Origin of the sequence: Pseudocitrobacter cyperus, from assembly GCF_039889165.1 — a bacterium.
Classification (GTDB): Bacteria; Pseudomonadota; Gammaproteobacteria; order Enterobacterales; family Enterobacteriaceae; genus Pseudocitrobacter; species Pseudocitrobacter cyperus.
Genome location: NZ_JAYMYY010000001.1, coordinates 1,512,972 through 1,530,764, shown reverse-complemented (window position 1 = coordinate 1,530,764; position 17,793 = coordinate 1,512,972). Strand labels below are relative to the sequence as shown.

Annotated in this window: 17 protein-coding genes and 1 tRNA gene; 8 read left to right on the top strand and 10 right to left on the bottom strand. The window is 52.8% G+C overall.

Annotation, left to right across the window (positions count from 1 at the left end; translation table 11 throughout):
• Positions 1–104 precede the first annotated feature (104 nt).
• The 4 genes from purK to ppiB form a co-directional block, all read right to left on the bottom strand.
• Positions 105–1,172 carry a 5-(carboxyamino)imidazole ribonucleotide synthase gene (gene purK / locus VSR74_RS07475; RefSeq protein ID WP_347794083.1) on the bottom strand — a complete coding sequence of 356 codons (1,068 nt, stop codon included), beginning with the start codon at positions 1,170–1,172 and terminating at the stop codon, positions 105–107.
• Positions 1,169–1,678: a 5-(carboxyamino)imidazole ribonucleotide mutase gene (purE, locus tag VSR74_RS07470; RefSeq protein ID WP_347794082.1), complete on the bottom strand. Its 510-nt coding sequence runs from the start codon at positions 1,676–1,678 to the stop codon at positions 1,169–1,171. The genes purK and purE overlap by 4 nt, the downstream gene beginning before the upstream one ends.
• A gap of 118 nt (positions 1,679–1,796) precedes the next feature.
• Complete coding sequence (gene lpxH / locus VSR74_RS07465) at positions 1,797–2,519, bottom strand: UDP-2,3-diacylglucosamine diphosphatase (protein ID WP_347794081.1); 723 nt, start codon at positions 2,517–2,519, stop codon at positions 1,797–1,799.
• Positions 2,520–2,521: 2 nt separating this feature from the next.
• Complete coding sequence (gene ppiB, locus VSR74_RS07460; RefSeq protein ID WP_347794080.1) at positions 2,522–3,016, bottom strand: peptidylprolyl isomerase B; 495 nt, start codon at positions 3,014–3,016, stop codon at positions 2,522–2,524.
• 184 nt (positions 3,017–3,200) lie between these two features.
• Between ppiB and cysS the strand changes: the two genes are divergently transcribed.
• On the top strand, positions 3,201–4,592 hold the full coding sequence (gene cysS / locus VSR74_RS07455; RefSeq protein ID WP_347794079.1) for a cysteine--tRNA ligase: 1,392 nt from the start codon (positions 3,201–3,203) through the stop codon (positions 4,590–4,592).
• A 123-nt stretch (positions 4,593–4,715) separates the two neighbouring features.
• On the opposite strand, the gene VSR74_RS07450 is transcribed toward cysS, so the two are convergent.
• From VSR74_RS07450 to folD, 3 genes are all read right to left on the bottom strand, one after another.
• The gene (locus tag VSR74_RS07450; protein WP_347794377.1) at positions 4,716–5,237 is read right to left on the bottom strand and encodes a metal-dependent hydrolase; all 522 of its coding nucleotides are present in this window, start codon (positions 5,235–5,237) and stop codon (positions 4,716–4,718) included.
• Positions 5,238–5,374: 137 nt separating this feature from the next.
• Entirely contained in the window at positions 5,375–5,587 is a 213-nt protein-coding gene (ybcJ, locus tag VSR74_RS07445; protein ID WP_347794078.1) for a ribosome-associated protein YbcJ, read from the bottom strand.
• Positions 5,587–6,453 carry a bifunctional methylenetetrahydrofolate dehydrogenase/methenyltetrahydrofolate cyclohydrolase FolD gene (folD, locus tag VSR74_RS07440; protein ID WP_347794077.1) on the bottom strand — a complete coding sequence of 289 codons (867 nt, stop codon included), beginning with the start codon at positions 6,451–6,453 and terminating at the stop codon, positions 5,587–5,589. The genes ybcJ and folD overlap by 1 nt, the downstream gene beginning before the upstream one ends.
• A 408-nt stretch (positions 6,454–6,861) precedes the next feature.
• Between folD and fimA the strand changes: the two genes are divergently transcribed.
• The 6 genes from fimA to sfmF all read left to right on the top strand — a co-directional run bounded on the left by fimA (position 6,862) and on the right by sfmF (position 12,862).
• Positions 6,862–7,413 (top strand): type 1 fimbrial major subunit FimA, encoded by a 552-nt coding sequence (gene fimA, locus VSR74_RS07435; protein WP_347794076.1) that lies wholly within the window; start codon positions 6,862–6,864, stop codon positions 7,411–7,413.
• Between the two features lie 64 nt (positions 7,414–7,477).
• Complete coding sequence (gene fimI, locus VSR74_RS07430) at positions 7,478–8,020, top strand: type 1 fimbrial protein subunit FimI (protein ID WP_347794075.1); 543 nt, start codon at positions 7,478–7,480, stop codon at positions 8,018–8,020.
• A 38-nt stretch (positions 8,021–8,058) separates the two neighbouring features.
• Positions 8,059–8,742 carry a type 1 fimbria chaperone FimC gene (fimC, locus tag VSR74_RS07425; RefSeq protein ID WP_411914239.1) on the top strand — a complete coding sequence of 228 codons (684 nt, stop codon included), beginning with the start codon at positions 8,059–8,061 and terminating at the stop codon, positions 8,740–8,742.
• A gap of 23 nt (positions 8,743–8,765) precedes the next feature.
• Positions 8,766–11,330: a fimbrial biogenesis usher protein gene (locus tag VSR74_RS07420; RefSeq protein WP_347794074.1), complete on the top strand. Its 2,565-nt coding sequence runs from the start codon at positions 8,766–8,768 to the stop codon at positions 11,328–11,330.
• 7 nt (positions 11,331–11,337) lie between these two features.
• Positions 11,338–12,333, top strand: coding sequence for a type 1 fimbria D-mannose specific adhesin FimH (gene fimH / locus VSR74_RS07415; protein ID WP_347794375.1), 996 nt, complete (start codon positions 11,338–11,340; stop codon positions 12,331–12,333).
• A gap of 10 nt (positions 12,334–12,343) precedes the next feature.
• Positions 12,344–12,862, top strand: a complete 519-nt coding sequence (gene sfmF, locus VSR74_RS07410; protein WP_347794073.1) for a fimbria assembly protein — start codon at positions 12,344–12,346, stop codon at positions 12,860–12,862.
• A 38-nt stretch (positions 12,863–12,900) separates the two neighbouring features.
• Here sfmF and fimZ read toward each other — a convergent pair whose 3' ends face one another.
• Entirely contained in the window at positions 12,901–13,533 is a 633-nt protein-coding gene (gene fimZ / locus VSR74_RS07405) for a fimbria biosynthesis transcriptional regulator FimZ (protein ID WP_347794072.1), read from the bottom strand.
• Between the two features lie 803 nt (positions 13,534–14,336).
• Positions 14,337–15,053, bottom strand: coding sequence for a helix-turn-helix transcriptional regulator (locus VSR74_RS07400; protein WP_347794071.1), 717 nt, complete (start codon positions 15,051–15,053; stop codon positions 14,337–14,339).
• Between the two features lie 301 nt (positions 15,054–15,354).
• Here VSR74_RS07400 and VSR74_RS07395 point away from each other — a divergent pair.
• Positions 15,355–15,431 (top strand) — tRNA-Arg (locus tag VSR74_RS07395).
• Between the two features lie 250 nt (positions 15,432–15,681).
• Here VSR74_RS07395 and VSR74_RS07390 read toward each other — a convergent pair.
• Positions 15,682–17,658, bottom strand: a complete 1,977-nt coding sequence (locus VSR74_RS07390; protein WP_347794070.1) for an alkyl/aryl-sulfatase — start codon at positions 17,656–17,658, stop codon at positions 15,682–15,684.
• Between the last annotated feature and the right edge of the window lie 135 nt (positions 17,659–17,793).

Sequence of the window (17,793 nt, the reverse complement as noted above, 5' to 3'; positions counted from 1 at the left end):
GGGCAAATCCTTCTTTAATCAATCGGAGAGGTAATACGGACGGGATTCTACGCTTCACAGAGGGGGCCGGGGAAGGGGAAGATGCATTCCCCGGCACAGACGGCTTAAACCAGTTTCGACTGCGCCCAGCTTATTCCGCTGGCGTATTCGGCCGGCAGCAGAGGTGTGAGGGCTTCAAGGGTCGCGCAAAGCCGCCCGTTATCGCTGTCGTTCAGGTTGAGATGCCCCACCTTGCGGCCCGGGCGAACCTCTTTATCGTACCAGTGCAGATGCACCAGCGGCAGTTTCAGCCAGTCATAGTTCAGGTCGCTGCCAATCAGGTTGACCATCACCGACGGGCTGTTAACCATCGGCGGCGGCAGCGGCAGATCGGTAATGGCGCGCAGATGCAGCTCAAACTGACTGATGGTGGCGCCATTTTGCGTCCAGTGCCCGCTGTTGTGTACGCGCGGCGCCAGTTCGTTAATCAGTAATCCGCCAGGGGTAATAAAACACTCCATCGCCATTACGCCAACGTAGTTTAACTCGTGCATGATCGCCGACAGCATGCTTTCAGCCTGATTCTGCTGTTGTGCATTTGCCTGCGGGAAAGCCACGCTCATGCGTAAAATGCCGTCCTGATGCAGGTTATGGGTCAGCGGATAGAACACGGTGCTACCGTTATGCGCGCGCGCGCCCACCAGCGAGACTTCGCCCGAGAAGTTAATACCTTGCTCGACGATACATTCACCGTAGCACTCAGTTGGCAACTGGGTGGTCTCATCGGCACGCAGACGCCACTGACCACGGCCATCGTAGCCGCCGGTGCGGCGCTTAACGATAGCCAGTTCGCCCAGACGTTCAAAGATGGCTGGCCATTCACTCTGTTCGGCCAGCAGTTGCCACGGTGCGGTCGGCAGGCTGAGTTTGTCGAACAACTGCTTTTGCGTCAGGCGATCGGCAATGATCGGGAACACGTCGCGGTTAACAAATGCCGGATGCAGCGCCAGCTCGCGGGTTAATGCGGTTTCCGGCCAGCGTTCGATTTCAGCGGTGATCACACTCTGCTGAAACGGCACCGCTTCCGGCGAGGCTTCGAGCCCCACGGGCCAGACGGCAATACCGAGTGGTTCCCCAGCCTGGCGCAGCATGCGGCCTAGCTGACCGTTGCCCAGTACGCAAACCTGTTTCATGCGTCACCCCGCGGGTCAGGATTTTCCAGCACCTCGTCGGTTTGCGCGCGGCGCCAGTCTGCCAGGCGTTGATGTAATTCGGCATCGTGCTGCGCGAGGATCTGCGCTGCCAGCAGGGCGGCGTTTGCCGCACCCGCTTTGCCAATCGCCAGCGTACCGACCGGAATGCCGCGTGGCATCTGGACGATGGAGTAGAGGCTGTCCACGCCGCTCAGCGCCGCGCTCTGTACCGGCACACCCAGCACCGGAACCAGGGTTTTGGCCGCAATCATGCCCGGCAGATGCGCCGCGCCGCCCGCGCCCGCGATAATCACCTGATAGCCGTTCTCTTCCGCGCTTTCGGCGAAGCTGAACAGTTTATCGGGTGTGCGGTGGGCGGAAACCACTTCGACATGGTGAGGAACATTCAGGATATCAAGAATTTCGGTAGCAAACTGCATGGTAGCCCAGTCGCTTTTGGACCCCATCACGATAGCGATACGTGCCGGATTATTGCGGGAAGACATACGTCTTAAAACTCCTGTGGGTGTGCTGCACACGACGTTGTAGGCGACAGAGAATAGCATGGAAATCAGGCAAGGAAAACGGTTGCGTAGGCGGAATTACGGGAATGTTACGCGATAATTAAAACGGGAAAGCGATCAGTTCAACATCCTGCGCGGTGACTTTCACCATCGACCCTTCCACATGCCAGGCGCCCAGCACAACGCGAAACGCGGGCTCGCCGTTGGCGGTCAACGTATGTACATCCGGGCGATGCGTATGCCCGTGAATCAGCCACTGTACGTGATGCTTTTCCATTACATCCACCACCGCCTGGTCGTTCACATCCATAATCTCCATCGATTTATGGCGGTTGGCGGCTTTGCTGTCGGCACGCATGCGGGCGGCAATTTTCTGGCGGATAAACAGCGGCAGCATCAGGAAGAGTTTCTGGATCCAGGGGGTATGCACTTTGGCGCGAAACGCCTGATAGCCCGCATCATCGGTGCAAAGTGTATCGCCATGCAGAATTAACACCGGGCGGCCGTACAATTCAAGGCGTTGTTCTTCCGGCAGCAGCGTCATGCCACTTTGTTTGGCAAAGCGTTTCCCCACCAGAAAATCACGATTACCGTGAATGAAATAGCAGGGCACACCGGAATCAACCAGCGATTTGATCGCGGCAGCAATTTGCTGGTGCAGGGGATTGGGGTCGTCGTCGCCGATCCACGCTTCGAAGAGGTCGCCGAGAATATAGAGCGCATCGGCGCGACGCGCCTCTCCGGCTAAAAAACGCAGAAAACCGGCGGTGATCGCCGGTTCTTCTGTTTGCAGGTGCAAATCTGCAATAAAGAGTGTCGCCACGATTACTCGCTGACGGTCACGCTTTCGATAACAACGTCTTCTTTAGGAACGTCCTGGTGCATACCGCTGCGGCCTGTCGCGACAGCTTTGATTTTATCAACCACGTCCATGCCTTCTACGACTTCTGCGAATACGCAGTAGCCCCAACCCTGCAGGCTTTCGCCGGAGAAGTTCAGGAAGTCGTTGTCAGCCACGTTGATGAAGAACTGCGCAGTTGCGGAGTGCGGAGCCTGAGTACGCGCCATTGCCAGCGTGCCACGGGTGTTTTTCAGGCCGTTGTTGGCTTCGTTTTTGATAGCTTCTTTGGTGGTTTTCTGATTCATGCCCGGCTCAAAACCGCCGCCCTGGATCATAAAACCATTAATGACACGGTGGAAAATCGTGTTGTTGTAGAAACCTTCGCGGCAGTAGTCCAGGAAGTTTTTAACTGTTTCCGGCGCTTTGTCATCAAAGGTTTTGATTACGATATCGCCGTGATTAGTGTGGAAAGTAACCATTTCTGCATCCTGTTCCGTTATAGTGGTGCGTTAACTCGCGTGCGAGTCGTATATAGGCGCCTGTTATAGCATAACCGTGAGGTTCGATCACCTTGCAATGTGTGCTGCTTCAGAGTTGAATTACGGGTAGAATATGCCGTTTCAGGCGCAAGCTCAGACAACACACGTCAATATGGAATTATCGATGCTAAAAATCTTCAATACAATGACCCGCCAAAAAGAGGAATTTAAGCCTATTCACGCCGGTGAAGTCGGCATGTACGTGTGTGGAATTACCGTTTACGACCTCTGTCATATTGGTCATGGGCGTACATTTGTCTCCTTTGATGTGGTCGCGAGGTACCTGCGTTTCCTGGGTTACAAACTTAAGTATGTCCGCAATATCACCGATATTGACGATAAAATCATCAAACGCGCCAATGAAAACGGCGAAAGCTTCGTGGCCCTGGTCGATCGTATGATCGTCGAAATGCATAAAGATTTCGATGCGCTGAATATTTTGCGCCCGGATGCAGAACCACGCGCAACGCACCATATTCATGAAATTATCGAGATTACCGAGCGTCTGATCGAACGCGGTCACGCGTATGTGGCTGAAAGCGGCGATGTGATGTTCTCCGTGCCGACCGACCCGAACTACGGCAAGTTGTCGCGCCAGGATCTGGAGCAGTTGCAGGCTGGCGCGCGCGTTGAAGTGGCTGAAGTCAAACGTAACCCGATGGACTTCGTGCTGTGGAAAATGTCAAAAGCGGGCGAGCCAAGCTGGCCGTCTCCGTGGGGCGAAGGGCGTCCGGGCTGGCACATTGAATGTTCAGCGATGAACTGCAAACAGCTTGGGCACCATTTTGATATCCACGGCGGCGGTTCTGACCTGATGTTCCCGCACCACGAAAATGAAATCGCCCAGTCTACCTGCGCGCACGATGGCGAATACGTTAACTACTGGATGCACTCCGGGATGGTAATGGTTGACCGCGAGAAAATGTCAAAATCGCTGGGCAACTTTTTTACCGTGCGCGATGTGCTGAAGTACTACGATGCGGAAACCGTGCGTTACTTCCTGATGTCCGGCCACTATCGTAGCCAGTTGAACTACAGCGAAGATAACCTGAAGCAGGCGCGTTCCGCGCTGGAGCGCCTCTATACGGCGCTGCGTGGCACGACCCAGACAGATGTTGAATTTGTGCGCAGTGCACAGTATATCGATCGCTTCAAAGAGGCGATGGATGATGATTTCAACACCCCGGTGGCTTACGCGGTGCTTTTCGATTTAGCGAAAGAAGTGAACAACGCCAAGCAGGCGGGCAATAGCGAAGAAGCGAACGCTGCGGCAACCTGTCTGCGTAAGCTCGCATCCGTGCTTGGCCTGCTGGAGCAGGCGCCGGAAACCTTCCTGCAAAGCGGTGCTCAGGCAGATGATGGTGAAGTCGCGGAAATTGAAGCGTTGATTCAACAACGTCTGGATGCGCGTAAAGCAAAAGACTGGGCAGCAGCGGATGCGGCGCGTGACCGTCTCAATGAGATGGGTATCGTGCTGGAAGATGGCCCACAGGGGACGACGTGGCGTCGTAAGTGACCCCTCACCCTAACCCTCTCCCGCAGGGAGAGGGAACCGACCGCGGATATATTCAAGACCTGCTCTGGTTTCCACCCTCTCCCTGTGGGAGAGGGCCGGGGTGAGGGCATCAGCGCGCACTCATCAACGCCTTTGCCACCACAATATTCCCATCAACACCACGCCCGGAAGCCATACCCATAGCAGTTCCGATATAATCACCTGATGCCCATACGGCGTGACATATTGCGACAGTGCAAACGGCGCGACCTTAATCACCTGCCATGGCGCAAAGAAGCGTTCATCCGACCACGGCCACAGCCAGCCGACGCCTTTCCCGCCGGTTGTCACCGAATCCAACAGGCTGTGCGATAGCAGCGACACGGTGAGAAATAACCAGCAACGCATCAGCCCGACCCTAAACCCTCTTCGGCCAATCAGCACACAAAGGAGTGGAACGATGAAAGCAAAAAGCAGTGAGTGGGTAAAGCCGCGATGCCCAAAGATATTGCCGTAGGCAACGCCAAATTTAAACGCCAGCACGTCGGCGTCAGGCAGCATCGCGAGCACAATGCCCGTGAACAGTAGTCGGGGAGGAATGATTTTACTGCCGAGCCCTAAGCCCAGACACAGCGGAACAGCGGCGTGAGTAATGACGGTTGGAATCGCGGTGGCTCCATAGAATTTGCGCCAAATATAACAGTGAATTTGTCGCGATAGATCCCCGCACGATTCTGAAACTATGCTGATTCCGGGAGGGAGAGAATACCCGGAGCGTCAAACGCCGCCGGGTATTAAACGGCTTACGCCGTGACGCTAATGCTCTGCCCGGCAAAGCTTACCGTCTGCCCGGCGACAATTTTACAGCGCTTGCGGGTTTCAACCGCGCCGTCAACTTTCACCTGACCGTCGGCGATGACGATCTTCGCCTGAGCGCCGCTCTCGGCCCAGCCTTCCAGTTTCAGCAGATCGCACAACTCAACGTGCGGGTGTTTTCCTAAAGAGAATGTGGCCATTATGCTTCCTCGACGTCGTGATACTCTTCACAGGCCTGAAGCGTATTCTGAATAAGTGTTGCAACGGTCATCGGGCCGACGCCGCCCGGAACCGGGGTAATATAAGATGCGCGCTTTGCTGCATCCTCAAAGACCACATCGCCCACCACTTTGCCGTTTTCCAGACGGTTAATACCGACGTCCATCACGATGGCGCCTTCTTTAATCCAGTCTCCCGGAATAAAGCCGGGTTTACCGACGGCAACAATCAGCAGATCGGCATTTTCGACATGGTGACGCAGGTTTTTGGTGAAGCGGTGAGTCACCGTGGTCGTACAACCAGCCAGCAGCAGCTCCATGCTCATCGGGCGGCCTACGATGTTGGATGCGCCGATGACGACGGCATTCAGCCCATAGGTGTCGATGTTGTAGCGCTCAAGCAGCGTAACGATACCGCGCGGCGTACAAGGGCGCAGACGCGGTGCGCGCTGGCACAGGCGGCCAACATTATAAGGGTGGAAACCGTCGACGTCTTTATCCGGTGCGATACGTTCCAGCACTTTCACATTATCAATGCCAGCCGGAAGGGGCAGTTGCACCAGAATACCGTCAATGGTTTTGTCGGCGTTGAGGGTGTCGATAAGAGCCAGCAGTTCGGCTTCGCTGGTGGTTTCCGGCAGGTCATAAGAGCGGGAGACAAAACCCACTTCATCACAGGCTTTACGTTTGCTTGCGACATAAATTTGTGAGGCCGGGTTGCTGCCTACCAGCACAACGGCAAGCCCAGGTGCGCGTTTTCCTGCCGCAATGCGCGCCTGCACTTTTTCCGCAACCTCAGAGCGCACCTGCTGCGCAATCGTTTTACCGTCAATAATCTTAGCTGCCATCAGAGAGAAGATTCCATCTGTCACTTACGAAAAGGGGATGGCTATATTTTGTCAGATGCGGGGCTCGCTGTCAGTCATCCTTTGCGAGTTTTCGCGCGAAAGGGCCCTTATGGTATCGATAGTCTTGCTGCGCGTAAGGTTTTTTCCTGGTGGAAATTAGGACGCAGCTTAGGTCGACCTCAGTGTTTATACGTATTTTCTGCTACTTAATTTCGGTAATTTATCGTCGAAATAAAGTTATTCCGGTTTATTGGCTGGAATATTGCGCTGACCATTATTTGGCAGGGCTTTCAACTCTCTCATGGATGTTGAGGTTATGCGGTCTGGCAATTATTTGCCGTGCTATGTCATGCGAGTCGTACAGGATATTCGGTTCGTCACAACGTTTTAATTCATTAAGGAATACCTATGAAACTGAGTACTATTGCCTCTACTGTGATGGCGTCTTTCGTATTAATGACAGGGGCTGCGCAAGCTGCGGCAGTTTCCGTTAATGGCGGCAGCGTTCACTTTAAAGGTGAATTAGTCAACGCAGCGTGTGCGGTAAATACTGAGTCTTCAGATCAAATTGTTAGACTGGGCCAGTATCGCACGGCGAAATTTACTGCAGTCGGCGATACCTCCACCAATATACCGTTCACCATCGTTCTGAACGATTGCGACCCAAGCGTTTCTGCTACTGCGGCTGTTGCATTTAGCGGCCAGGCTGACGCCACCGACGCAACGCTGCTGGCAGTGAACTCTTCCGACAACAACACCGCGGCAAAAGGCGTAGGTATCGAGATCCTCGATAGCAAATCCAAAACCCTGAGCCCGGACGGTGCAACGTTCTCCTCCGCGAAGACGCTGCTGCAGGGCACCAACACCCTGAACTTCAGCGCGCGCTACAAAGCGACAGCGGATACCGCAGAGCCTGGTCAGGCGAATGCGGACGCAACCTTTGTCATGAAGTACGAGTAATCGCTAATCCAGGGACTGCCTTTGCCTCAGGGATGAGGCTCGAATCACCTGAAGAGAGCCATGAATGAGAGGGATTGTGTTCTTGCTGGCCCTGTCGATGATTTCTCTGCCTGCGCTGGCGCACAGAGTTGTTATCGAAGGCGGAAAGGTACAAATGCGGGGCGAACTGGTTAACAGCGCCTGCGCTGTCGCCACTGAAAGCCAGAATATGCGCATCGAGATGGGGCAGTACCGGACAAATGCTTTTACCGGGCCGGGCAGTTTCGCCACCACGCAGGTGCCTTTTACGCTGCGGCTGGTGGATTGCCGAAAAGATGTCTCGCAGACCGTGGGGATCGCCTTCCAGGGGCTGACGCCATCGGAAGATCCGCTGGTGTTTATGACGACCTCGCACGTCGATGGCCGACAACCGAATAGCGGTGTGGGGCTGGCTTTATTTGACAGCAGCGAGCGGCACATTATTCCGAACGCCCAGCCGGTTTCCTATTTTCCCATTAATGATGATGAGCTGATATTTCATTTCAGCGCGCGTTACCGGGCTATTTCAGGCCAGGTAATGCCGGGTGCAATTCAGTCAGATGTCTGGTTTACGCTGCTTTATCCCTGAAGCATCAAAAGAGAAAAGGTATTGTCGTGATTAACGCAATGATTAAATCGAGCATGGCCCTGTTAATTTTATTACTGTGCATCTCATTACCCGCACAGGCGTCCGGAGGGGTGGCATTAGGCGCGACGCGCGTTATTTATCCGGCGGACGCAAAGCAGACTTCACTGGCCATTACCAATAGCAACGATAAAGAACGTTATTTAATTAACGCGTGGATTGAAAACGATCTCGGAAAAAAAGAGGCGACATTTGTCGTAACGCCGCCGCTCTTTGTCAGTGAGCCCAAAAGCGAAAATACCCTGCGTATTATCTATGCCGGGCAACCTTTGCCGACCGATCGCGAGTCGCTGTTCTGGATGAACGTGAAGGCGATTCCCTCCGTCAATAAAGCGAATCTCGAAGGTAAGAACGTCCTGCAACTGGCCATTTTGTCGCGCATTAAACTTTTCGTCCGTCCGAAAAATCTGGCTATGCCGCCGGAAGAAGCGCTATCGCACCTGCGCTTTGAACGCAGCGGCAGCCACCTGAAAGTCACTAATGCTTCGCCTTATTACGTCACGCTGGTGAATTTGCAGCTTGGCGGGCAGCGCATCAACAACCTGATGATTGCGCCGAAAAACAGCGCACAGCAGACCATTCCTGCTTCGGCGAGCGGTACGCTTTCGTGGCAGAGCGTTAATGATTATGGGGCGATTACGCCCGTACACCGCGTGAATCTTTGATGAAGTCAGGGCAGGCCGACACCATGAAAAACCTTCACCCGCTCAGTATGCTGACGCTGGCAGTGATGGCGGCGCTCTGGTCACCCGACGGGCGCGGCGAGAGCTACTTCAACCCGGCATTTTTGTCGGAAGATACGGCTTCGGTTGCCGATCTTTCCCGTTTTGAGCAGGGGCATCAGCAGGCGCCCGGCGTTTATCGTGTTGATATCTGGCGTAATGATGAATTTATCGGCACGCAGGATCTCACCTTTGTCGCCGTCGGGAGCGCGCCGCCGCCCGCTGCGGGTCTCGCACCTTGTATCCAGCGAGATTTTCTACAGCGTCTGGGCGTTAACATGGCGGCGTTCCCGACGCTTGCCAATGAAGCGAAAGAGAGCTGTGTCGCGCTGGAAAGCCTGTTGCCGGGCAGCGTGGTGGCATTTGATTTTTCGTCGCTGCGTTTACGCCTGAGTCTGCCGCAGGCGGCGATGAGCAACAGTGCGCGCGGCTATATTCCACCTGAGGAGTGGGATGAGGGCATTCCGGCGTTGTTGCTGAACTACAGCCTGACCGGAAATAAGGGCAGCGACGACGACAGTCACTACCTCAATTTACAGAGCGGGTTGAATTACGGCCCGTGGCGGCTGCGCAATAACGGCGCGTGGCGCTACACCCGTAACAACGGCCAGCGTCACAGCGAGTGGGAAAATATCGGCACCTGGCTACAGCGGTCGATCATTCCGCTGAAAAGCGAAATGGTGCTGGGTGACAGCAATACCGACAACGATGTGTTCGACAGTATCGGTTTTCGCGGCGGGCGGCTCTACTCCTCAGACAGCATGTATCCGGACAGCCTACAGGGCTATGCGCCAACCGTGCGCGGCATTGCGCGTACTCCGGCGAAAGTAGTGATCCGACAGAATGGTTACGTCATCTATCAAAGCTATGTTCAGCCGGGCGCGTTTGCGATTAGTGACCTGAACCCAACCTCCTCCAGCGGCGATCTGGAGGTCACGGTAGAAGAGAAAGACGGCAGTCAGCAACGTTATACCGTGCCGTACTCCACCGTTCCTCTGTTGCAACGCGAGGGCAGGGTCAAATATGACCTGGTGGCCGGTGAGTATCGTAGCGGTAACAGTCAGAAAGATACGCCGTTCTTTGGTCAGGGCTCCATGATTGTTGGTTTGCCTGGTGGGTATACCGTTTACGGCGGCACGCAGATGGCCTCGCGTTACGCTGCGGCCGCGATTGGCGCCGGGAAAAACCTTGGCGACTGGGGCGCGATATCTCTGGACGTGACCCACGCCCGCAGCCAACTGGCGGATGATAGCTGGCATGAAGGGCAGTCGCTGCGCTTCCTCTACGCAAAATCCCTGAATGGCTATGGCACTAACTTCCAGTTGTTGGGCTATCGCTACTCAACGCGCGGTTTCTACACGCTGGATGATGTGGCGTGGAAACGGATGTCCGGCTACCAGTATTCCGACACGGAAAATGACAAAAATGGCGTGCCGGATGTGGTGAGTTACCACAATCTGACCTGGAGCAAAAAGGGGCGCTTTCAGGTCAATATTTCCCAGTCTCTTGGCGATTATGGCTCCGTTTATCTTTCCGGCAGCGAGCAGACCTACTGGGGAACCAGCGATTCTAATATCTGGTATCAACTCGGCTACGCCGGGGGCTGGAAGGGGATTAGCTACTCCCTGACCTGGTCATGGAACCAGGCAGTGGGGATCAGCGGCACTGACAGAATTGCCTCGTTCAACGTTTCTGTGCCGTTCAGCCTGTTTACCCCGAACGGTTATCGTCGCGATAGCGTTCTGGACAGAGCCTATGCCACGGCGTCGGCCAGCCGCAATAAAGAGGGGGACACCTCCTGGCAAACCGGGGTCAGCGGTACGCTGCTGGAGGGGCGTAACCTCAACTACAGCGTGACCCAGGGGCATACCAGCAATAACGGCTCCAGCGGCAGTGCGTCCGCTAACTGGCAGGCCACTTACGGCACGGTCGGCGCAGGCTATAACTATTCGCGCGATCAGCATGATTTCAACTGGCAACTGTCGGGAGGCATTGTTGGTCACGCCGATGGCGTGACCTTCAGCCAGCCATTGGGCGACACCAACGTATTGATTAAAGCGCCGGGAGCGAGCGGCGTGAAGGTGGAAAATCAGACCGGGGTGAAAACGGACTGGCGCGGCTACGCCGTGATGCCTTATGCCACGGTCTATCGCTACAACCGTATCGCACTGGATACCAACTCAATGAACGACCATACCGATGTAGAAAACAACGTCAGCAGCGTGGTGCCAACCCGGGGCGCGCTGGTGCGCGCGGCATTCGACACGCGTATTGGCGTGCGTGCCCTGATAACCGTCCGTCGTGGCGACCGCGTTGTACCGTTCGGCGCGATTGTGCGTGAAGTGAACAGCGGCGTTACCAGCATGGCCGGTGAAGAGGGACAAATCTATCTCAGCGGCCTGCCGCTTAGCGGAGAGTTGTTGGTTCAGTGGGGCGACAGCGAACAGGAACGCTGCCGGGCAAAATATACGCTCCCGCAGGAGAGTTTAAATCAGGCGATCACTATGATGGGAGCGCGTTGTGAACGTTAACAAAAGAATAAGCGGGTTGGGCATAATTTTATTGTGGCTGGTGATACCCGCCGCACGGGCGACTGTTTGTGCGAACGCGGACGGTGTCGCCAAGGATATCCCTTACGATCTGACGGATGTTTTCACCAGCGCCAACAATCAGGTTGGTCAGGTTGTCACGCTATCGCAAAAATCTGGCCTGGTGGGCGTAAACGCGATTTGCCCACAGGGTACATCCGGAAACACCACTATGCGTAGCTATTCAACAGACCTGCAGGTTACAAGTGTTGAGGATAAATATCAGTATTTGAAACTGAATGAATACCTTGATGGCGCAATGAAAATAACCGATAACTTTGCGGGAGAATTTTACCCTCCAGTCAACTACATCCAGATGGGCTCTCATCCAAACGTATCGAAAAACAAGGCGTTTCCGGTAACGGATTCGAAGTTAGTTTTCCGACTTAAAGTTACCCGGCGCTTTATCAACATGGTGGTCATTCCCCGGCAAACCATGTTCCGGGTCTACGTAACCACCGGTAGCGCCGATCCGCTCACCACGGTGGTTTATACCATCAGCTACAGCGGCACTATTGAAGTCCCGCAAAGTTGCGAAATCAATGCCGGTAATGTCGTTGAGTTTGATTTTGGCGACATTGGTGCGTCGCTCTTTTCGCAAGCTGGTGCAGGTCAACGCCCGCCGAGCGTTCCGGCGCAGAGCAGAACGATTGGGATCAAATGCACCAACGTCGAAGCGAACGCCTATCTCACAATGCGCATTGAGACGGAAAAGGCGTCAGGCAATGCGCTGGTTTCTGATAACCCGGATTTAGGGTTCATCGTCGCCGATGCGAGCGGCAATCCTTTAACGCCGAATATGCTGGGAAGCACCATCCCGTTCCGCCTGGACGATGCCGCGCAGGCGCAGGTAGGGATTCGTGCCTGGCCGGTCAGTATTACCGGTAATAAACCGGCGGAAGGGGCATTTACTTCCCGAGGCTATCTGCGTGTTGATTACGATTAAGAGGGGTAAGATGCCACGTCATTTCATAGCTGCGCTGTCATTACTGGCGGTGATGAGCGCCGGGCAGGCGGCAACGCCGCTGGGAGAGATTAATATCGAACTGCGCGGCAATATTGTGGACTTAAGCTGCGTGGTGAACGCCAGCGACAGTGCGAAAGAGGTGCAACTGGGTTCATGGCCAACGAAACAGTTACTGACTGCGGGCAGTAAAACCCAGGCGATGCCGTTTTCTATTCGCTTAACCGGCTGCCCACCGGGCGCGGTATCGATAACCTTCGCCGGAAAACCGGACTCTCAGGACAACACCTTGCTGGCGCTTAACAGTACAAGCCAGGCCAGCCGCGTTGCGGTGGAGATCCTTGATGAGGATAAATCCCGCTTACCGTTACAGCAGGAGAGTAAAGAGGTCGCGACTGATGCGCAGGGTGATGCCACACTGTCGTTTTATGCTAATTACATTTCTACGGCGGACGATCCCCAGCCGGGTAGCGCCGACGCCGATGCGACCTTTACGCTTAATTATAACTGACTTCCCGGGCCCGTCTCAGGGCCGGGAGCGATGAAGGGCTAGAGTAATTCGTGGGCCTTCGCATAATCAATCAACTCAACGATGGTATGTACGCCGAGTTTAGTGAAAATATTTGATTTATGGGCGCTAATGGTTTTATTGCTTAACAATAGCTGGGCGGCTATCTCTTTATTTGACAAACCATTAGCAAGATAACGTAATACGGTGATCTCCCGGTTGGATAACGGCGTGTCATTAAATTTATTGCTACGCACGTTTCCCCCTCCGAAGATATTCATGGAGTCAGAAGGAAAGAACGAATATCCGGAAAGCAGCATCTCAACTGCCTTGAAGATATCACAAAGATCCTTCCGTTTGCTGACGAATCCGTTCGCGCCGGCTCTGATTGCCCGACATGCGTAGAAAGACTCAGATTTAGATGACAAGAAAAGAACTTTCGTTTTTTCGCTGATGTTCTTTATCCGCTTAAGCAAGGAAAACCCGTCAGAACCCGGAAGTTCAATATCAAGTATCACCATATCCACGGTGTTATTTCTAATATATTCAAGCACTTCATTGCTGTTGTCTGATTTCAGAACAACCTTAACCTGTGTGCTTTTCTGCAGCAGAATCTCAATCGACATTCTGACTATAGGGTGTTCGTCCATAATGATAACGGATGCCGGTTTCATCTTTATATGCCTCAGACTGTTGGAATAGTTACGTGGGATTCCATTATGGAAACTATTACAAGCCGAATGGATAAATCAAAAATCTTTATGCTTACTTCCAGTGGAGTTATCTATCCCTACTTGTACCATTATTAATGACGGTGGTGCCCGGTACTTAAACAATGTTGTTACCATCAAAAAAGGCTTTTCTTATAACACGATAAGTACATGGCTATTATACTTGCTATGAATTGTCCGAAAAGCATTATTAAAGTCGTAATAATCAGTAATTAATATGATGTTCCGGGCAGAAAGTTTATTCAAATTATTTTTAGTGTTTACCTCCATGTGTTTAAAATCCTATAGCGAAGTTGCCTTTTTTTTCTGGCATAAATGTAAATAGATGCTGAATGTTGAGAGCGTGTTAATTGATGTGGCGCAATTAATGGCGCACAACTGCTCGGGAAACATATCCAACTGAACGCAATTCAACGATTATTCCACAAAAAATTCCTTTTGATCTCACGAAATGATTTCACCAGGGATAAAGAATGGTGTGTTAACAATGTGCTGGAAAACCTTACGATATCCGGGGGATGGTGAATATTCTGTCTGCATTTGCTATGACTTCCGATAGATTGGCCTGGCAAAACGCCAGAGGAAAATACTTCAGAGTATAAAAGGGTCAGACATTCTCTCTGGGGGATCTTCGGGATTAGGAATAGTTATAAATATTGCAATATTGTTTAAAATTAACAAAAAAAGATCATTTCAATTAAGTAGTTTCTTAAAACATTCTAAGATTTAAGAAGTTAATGAAATTGTCAGATTGGACTAGCGGAGAGAGTTTGCAGTAAATGAATAAGTTCTGAGCGGTGCTGAAGTTGCAGACGTTCAACAATGCGTGCCAGTCGGTAGATAACATTATGGTAATTTTTGCCGTGATCGCTGGCGATGGATTTCAGCGAGCGCCCCTGCGTCAGCGCCATCAAAATCAGCCATTCATCGCGTGAAAAATGGCTCTTACGGCTGTAGCGAACAGGCTGCGGCATCAGGAGCTTTTTACGCAGAGTGCGAAACGGCGATTGTCTGCTGATTATCCTTAATGCGGTCACCGCCTTCATAAAGCGCAATGATTTTTTATCCTGAGTGGGGGCGATCAGATGAATGAGATTCTGCGGATGCTCAAAGCTGATCCGCCTGAGGCGATCCAGCGTTTCGATGGCCGGTGCATCGGTGTAATAAATATCCACCAGTAGCTGTACGCCCGGTGCCCTGGGCAAGAGATCAAGCGCGTGATCCAATGTGGACGTGACCCAGCCATTACTCAGTGGATAAGGTGCGAAACGAAATCCCTGGCGTAAAAACTGATCGCTACTGACCAGAATAAAATGAGGGGAGTCGGTTTTGTGCGAGAGAGCGAGTGAGTGAGTCAGGCGTTCAAGACGATCGAAAAAGGGGGGCCATGAGTGTGGATTCTTAAATCCAGGGTGATCGGTGCCCGAACGACGCCTCCTTTCTCTGCGAATTGCGATACGCATAGCTCTCTTCCTGGTGCCGTCACGCCGGCTTCACTTTATTATCTCTCACGGCGCGACTACGCAGTCAGTGTCAGATATTGTGACATCAGAGAAGACATCTGCCAGCAGGCATTACTTAAAGCAGAATAAGGTTTTTCTCAGCCGAGAGGTGACGCAGGTTTGTCTGGTCAAAAAAAAGACAATAGTTGATGGGGTTCTGCTCAGCGTCGGTAGCAACCCTGATTTCACACTGAAATGGATTGACTCAACGCCCGCTGACCGTATAATTCCTCGCGTTTCCCCGAAGTGACAACTTCTCAATGCGCCCTTAGCTCAGTTGGATAGAGCAACGACCTTCTAAGTCGTGGGTCACAGGTTCGAATCCTGTAGGGCGTACCATTTCAAATCAATCAGTTACGCTTCTTTTATTCCCTGCATTTTTTTATGTGGCCGGAAAAACCAGAATGAGACTCAAGAGCGCTATACGGCCTTGCACTGTAAATGGTGTTATCGATTGGCATCGTCTCTGGATGTCTGTTTCGCAACTGAAAACGTTACGTCTGATCCTGAAATTAATTTAAGGCTACATTTGGGGATGGGATTTAAACATAAAGATGCCCCGACGAGAATATCGCCGGGGCGTTGTCGATTATGGCGTTACGATATTAAACCAGAAATCGAATTTATCCATATAGCCCAGCATTTCGTCCAGCTTCGCACCGTTACCGGTGATTTTCACGTCCCCTTTCTCTTCAGCCTGTTTCAGCGTTTCTTCTTTCAGGATGATTTTATTCAGAGTCGCGCGATCAAGCGTCAGCGTGGCATCGGCATCTTTCGCTTCGGCATTCGCCGTGTGGTTCAGAACACCGTTTTCAAATTCCAGTTTGTATTTACCGCCATCGTTACCGAGGTCGATATTAAATACGGATTTTGCCGCTCCCGCTTTCTCGCCGTTGATATGCACGGCCAGATAATCGAAGAACATTTCTGGCGTCATCGCACGAACGGTATCCGGGCTGGCGGTATTTGGTGTTGGGCCTTTTACCACGCCGCTACGCAGCTCCTGCGCGCCGGTCAGGTAGAAGTTACGCCATGGGCCAGATTCCGCCTGATAGCCTAATTGCTCCAGCGCATCCGCTTCCAGGTTACGTGCGGCCTCGTTTTTCGGGTCGGCAAAAACAACCTTACTGACGACCTGTGCGACCCAACGGTAATTGCCCTGATCAAAATCGGTTTTCGCTTTCTGCAGGATGGCATCCGCACCGCCCATATACTCAACGAATTTCTTCGCAGACTCTTCCGGCGGCAGTTCATCCAGCGTTGCCGGGTTGCCGTCAAACCAGCCCAGATAGAGCACGTAGGTCGCTTTCACGTCGTGGCTGACTGAGCCGTAGTAACCCCGGTTAGCCCAGGTATGCGCCAGCGAATCCGGCAGCTTAAAGTTGGCGGCGATTTCATCACGGGTCAGGCCTTCGTTAGCCATACGTAAGGTCTGGTCGTTGATATAACGGTACAGGTCGCGCTGGCTCTTCAGCAGCTTAACCACTTCTTCATTGCCCCAGGTTGGCCAGTGGTGTTGAGCCATGATCACTTCAGCTTTATCCCCCCAGCGGACAATCGCTTCATTGATATATTTTGACCACGGCAGCGGTTCACGGATTTTCGCACCGCGCAGTGAGTAAGTATTGTGAAGCGTATGGGTAACGTCTTCCGCAGATTCAATGAGTTTTTTCTCTTCGATGTACCACAGCATTTCTGATGGCGCTTCAGAGCCTGGGGCGAGCATGAAGTCGTAGGTTAAACCATCGATAACCTCTTTTTGCCCGTCTTTCTCAATGATATTCGTTGGCGCAATCAGGGTCACGGTACCGGCAGAGGTGGTCGTCCCCAGCCCGGCGCCGACCTGGCCTTTCGCGTCAGGTTTCAGCAGGTTGCCATACATATAGCTGGCGCGGCGGCTCATGACGTTGCCTGCCATAATGTTCTCTGCCACCGCCGCTTCCATAAAGCCTGCTGGCGCGTAAACTTTGACTTTCCCGGCTTTCACATCGGCTTCGTCAACTACGCCACGCACGCCGCCATAGTGGTCGACGTGGCTGTGGGTATAAATCACCGCCACGACCGGTTTTTTACCGCGGTTCTTGAAATAGAGATCCATCCCGACTTTCGCGGTTTCCGCGGAGACGAGCGGGTCGACAACGGTTATTCCGGTTTTCCCCTCGATGATCGTCATGTTCGACAGATCAAGGTTACGGATCTGATAGACACCGTCGGTGACTTCAAACAGGCCGCTGATATTGATGAGCTGCGACTGACGCCACAGGCTCGGGTTTACCGTATCAGGAGATTTTTCTCCCTCTTTGATAAAGGCGTACTGCTGCGGGTTCCAGATGGTATTTCCCTGCTCACCCTTGATGACATCTGTCGGCAGAGCGGCAATAAAGCCCTTGTGCGCATTGGTAAAATCGGTGTTATCGGAGAAGGGGAGCTGATTGTAGAGCTGATCGTTCGCTTTCTTTGTGGCTTCGGTGGCGTCTTTTTGGGTGACATCGGCAATGGCTGGAAAAATGAATGTAGAGAGTACACCCGCCAGGACTAATCCTCTGGCGACAGGTTTCAGTTTCATTACGGCCCTCACTTGTTATTGCTGTACAGCATTCGATGGGACTTATCTGTTGCGTTAAATTTTGTAACCATGCATATAAAACTATAACTTGTTATTTACATTGGGCAAATTTGCAGCAGATTCTTTTCCGGGCCT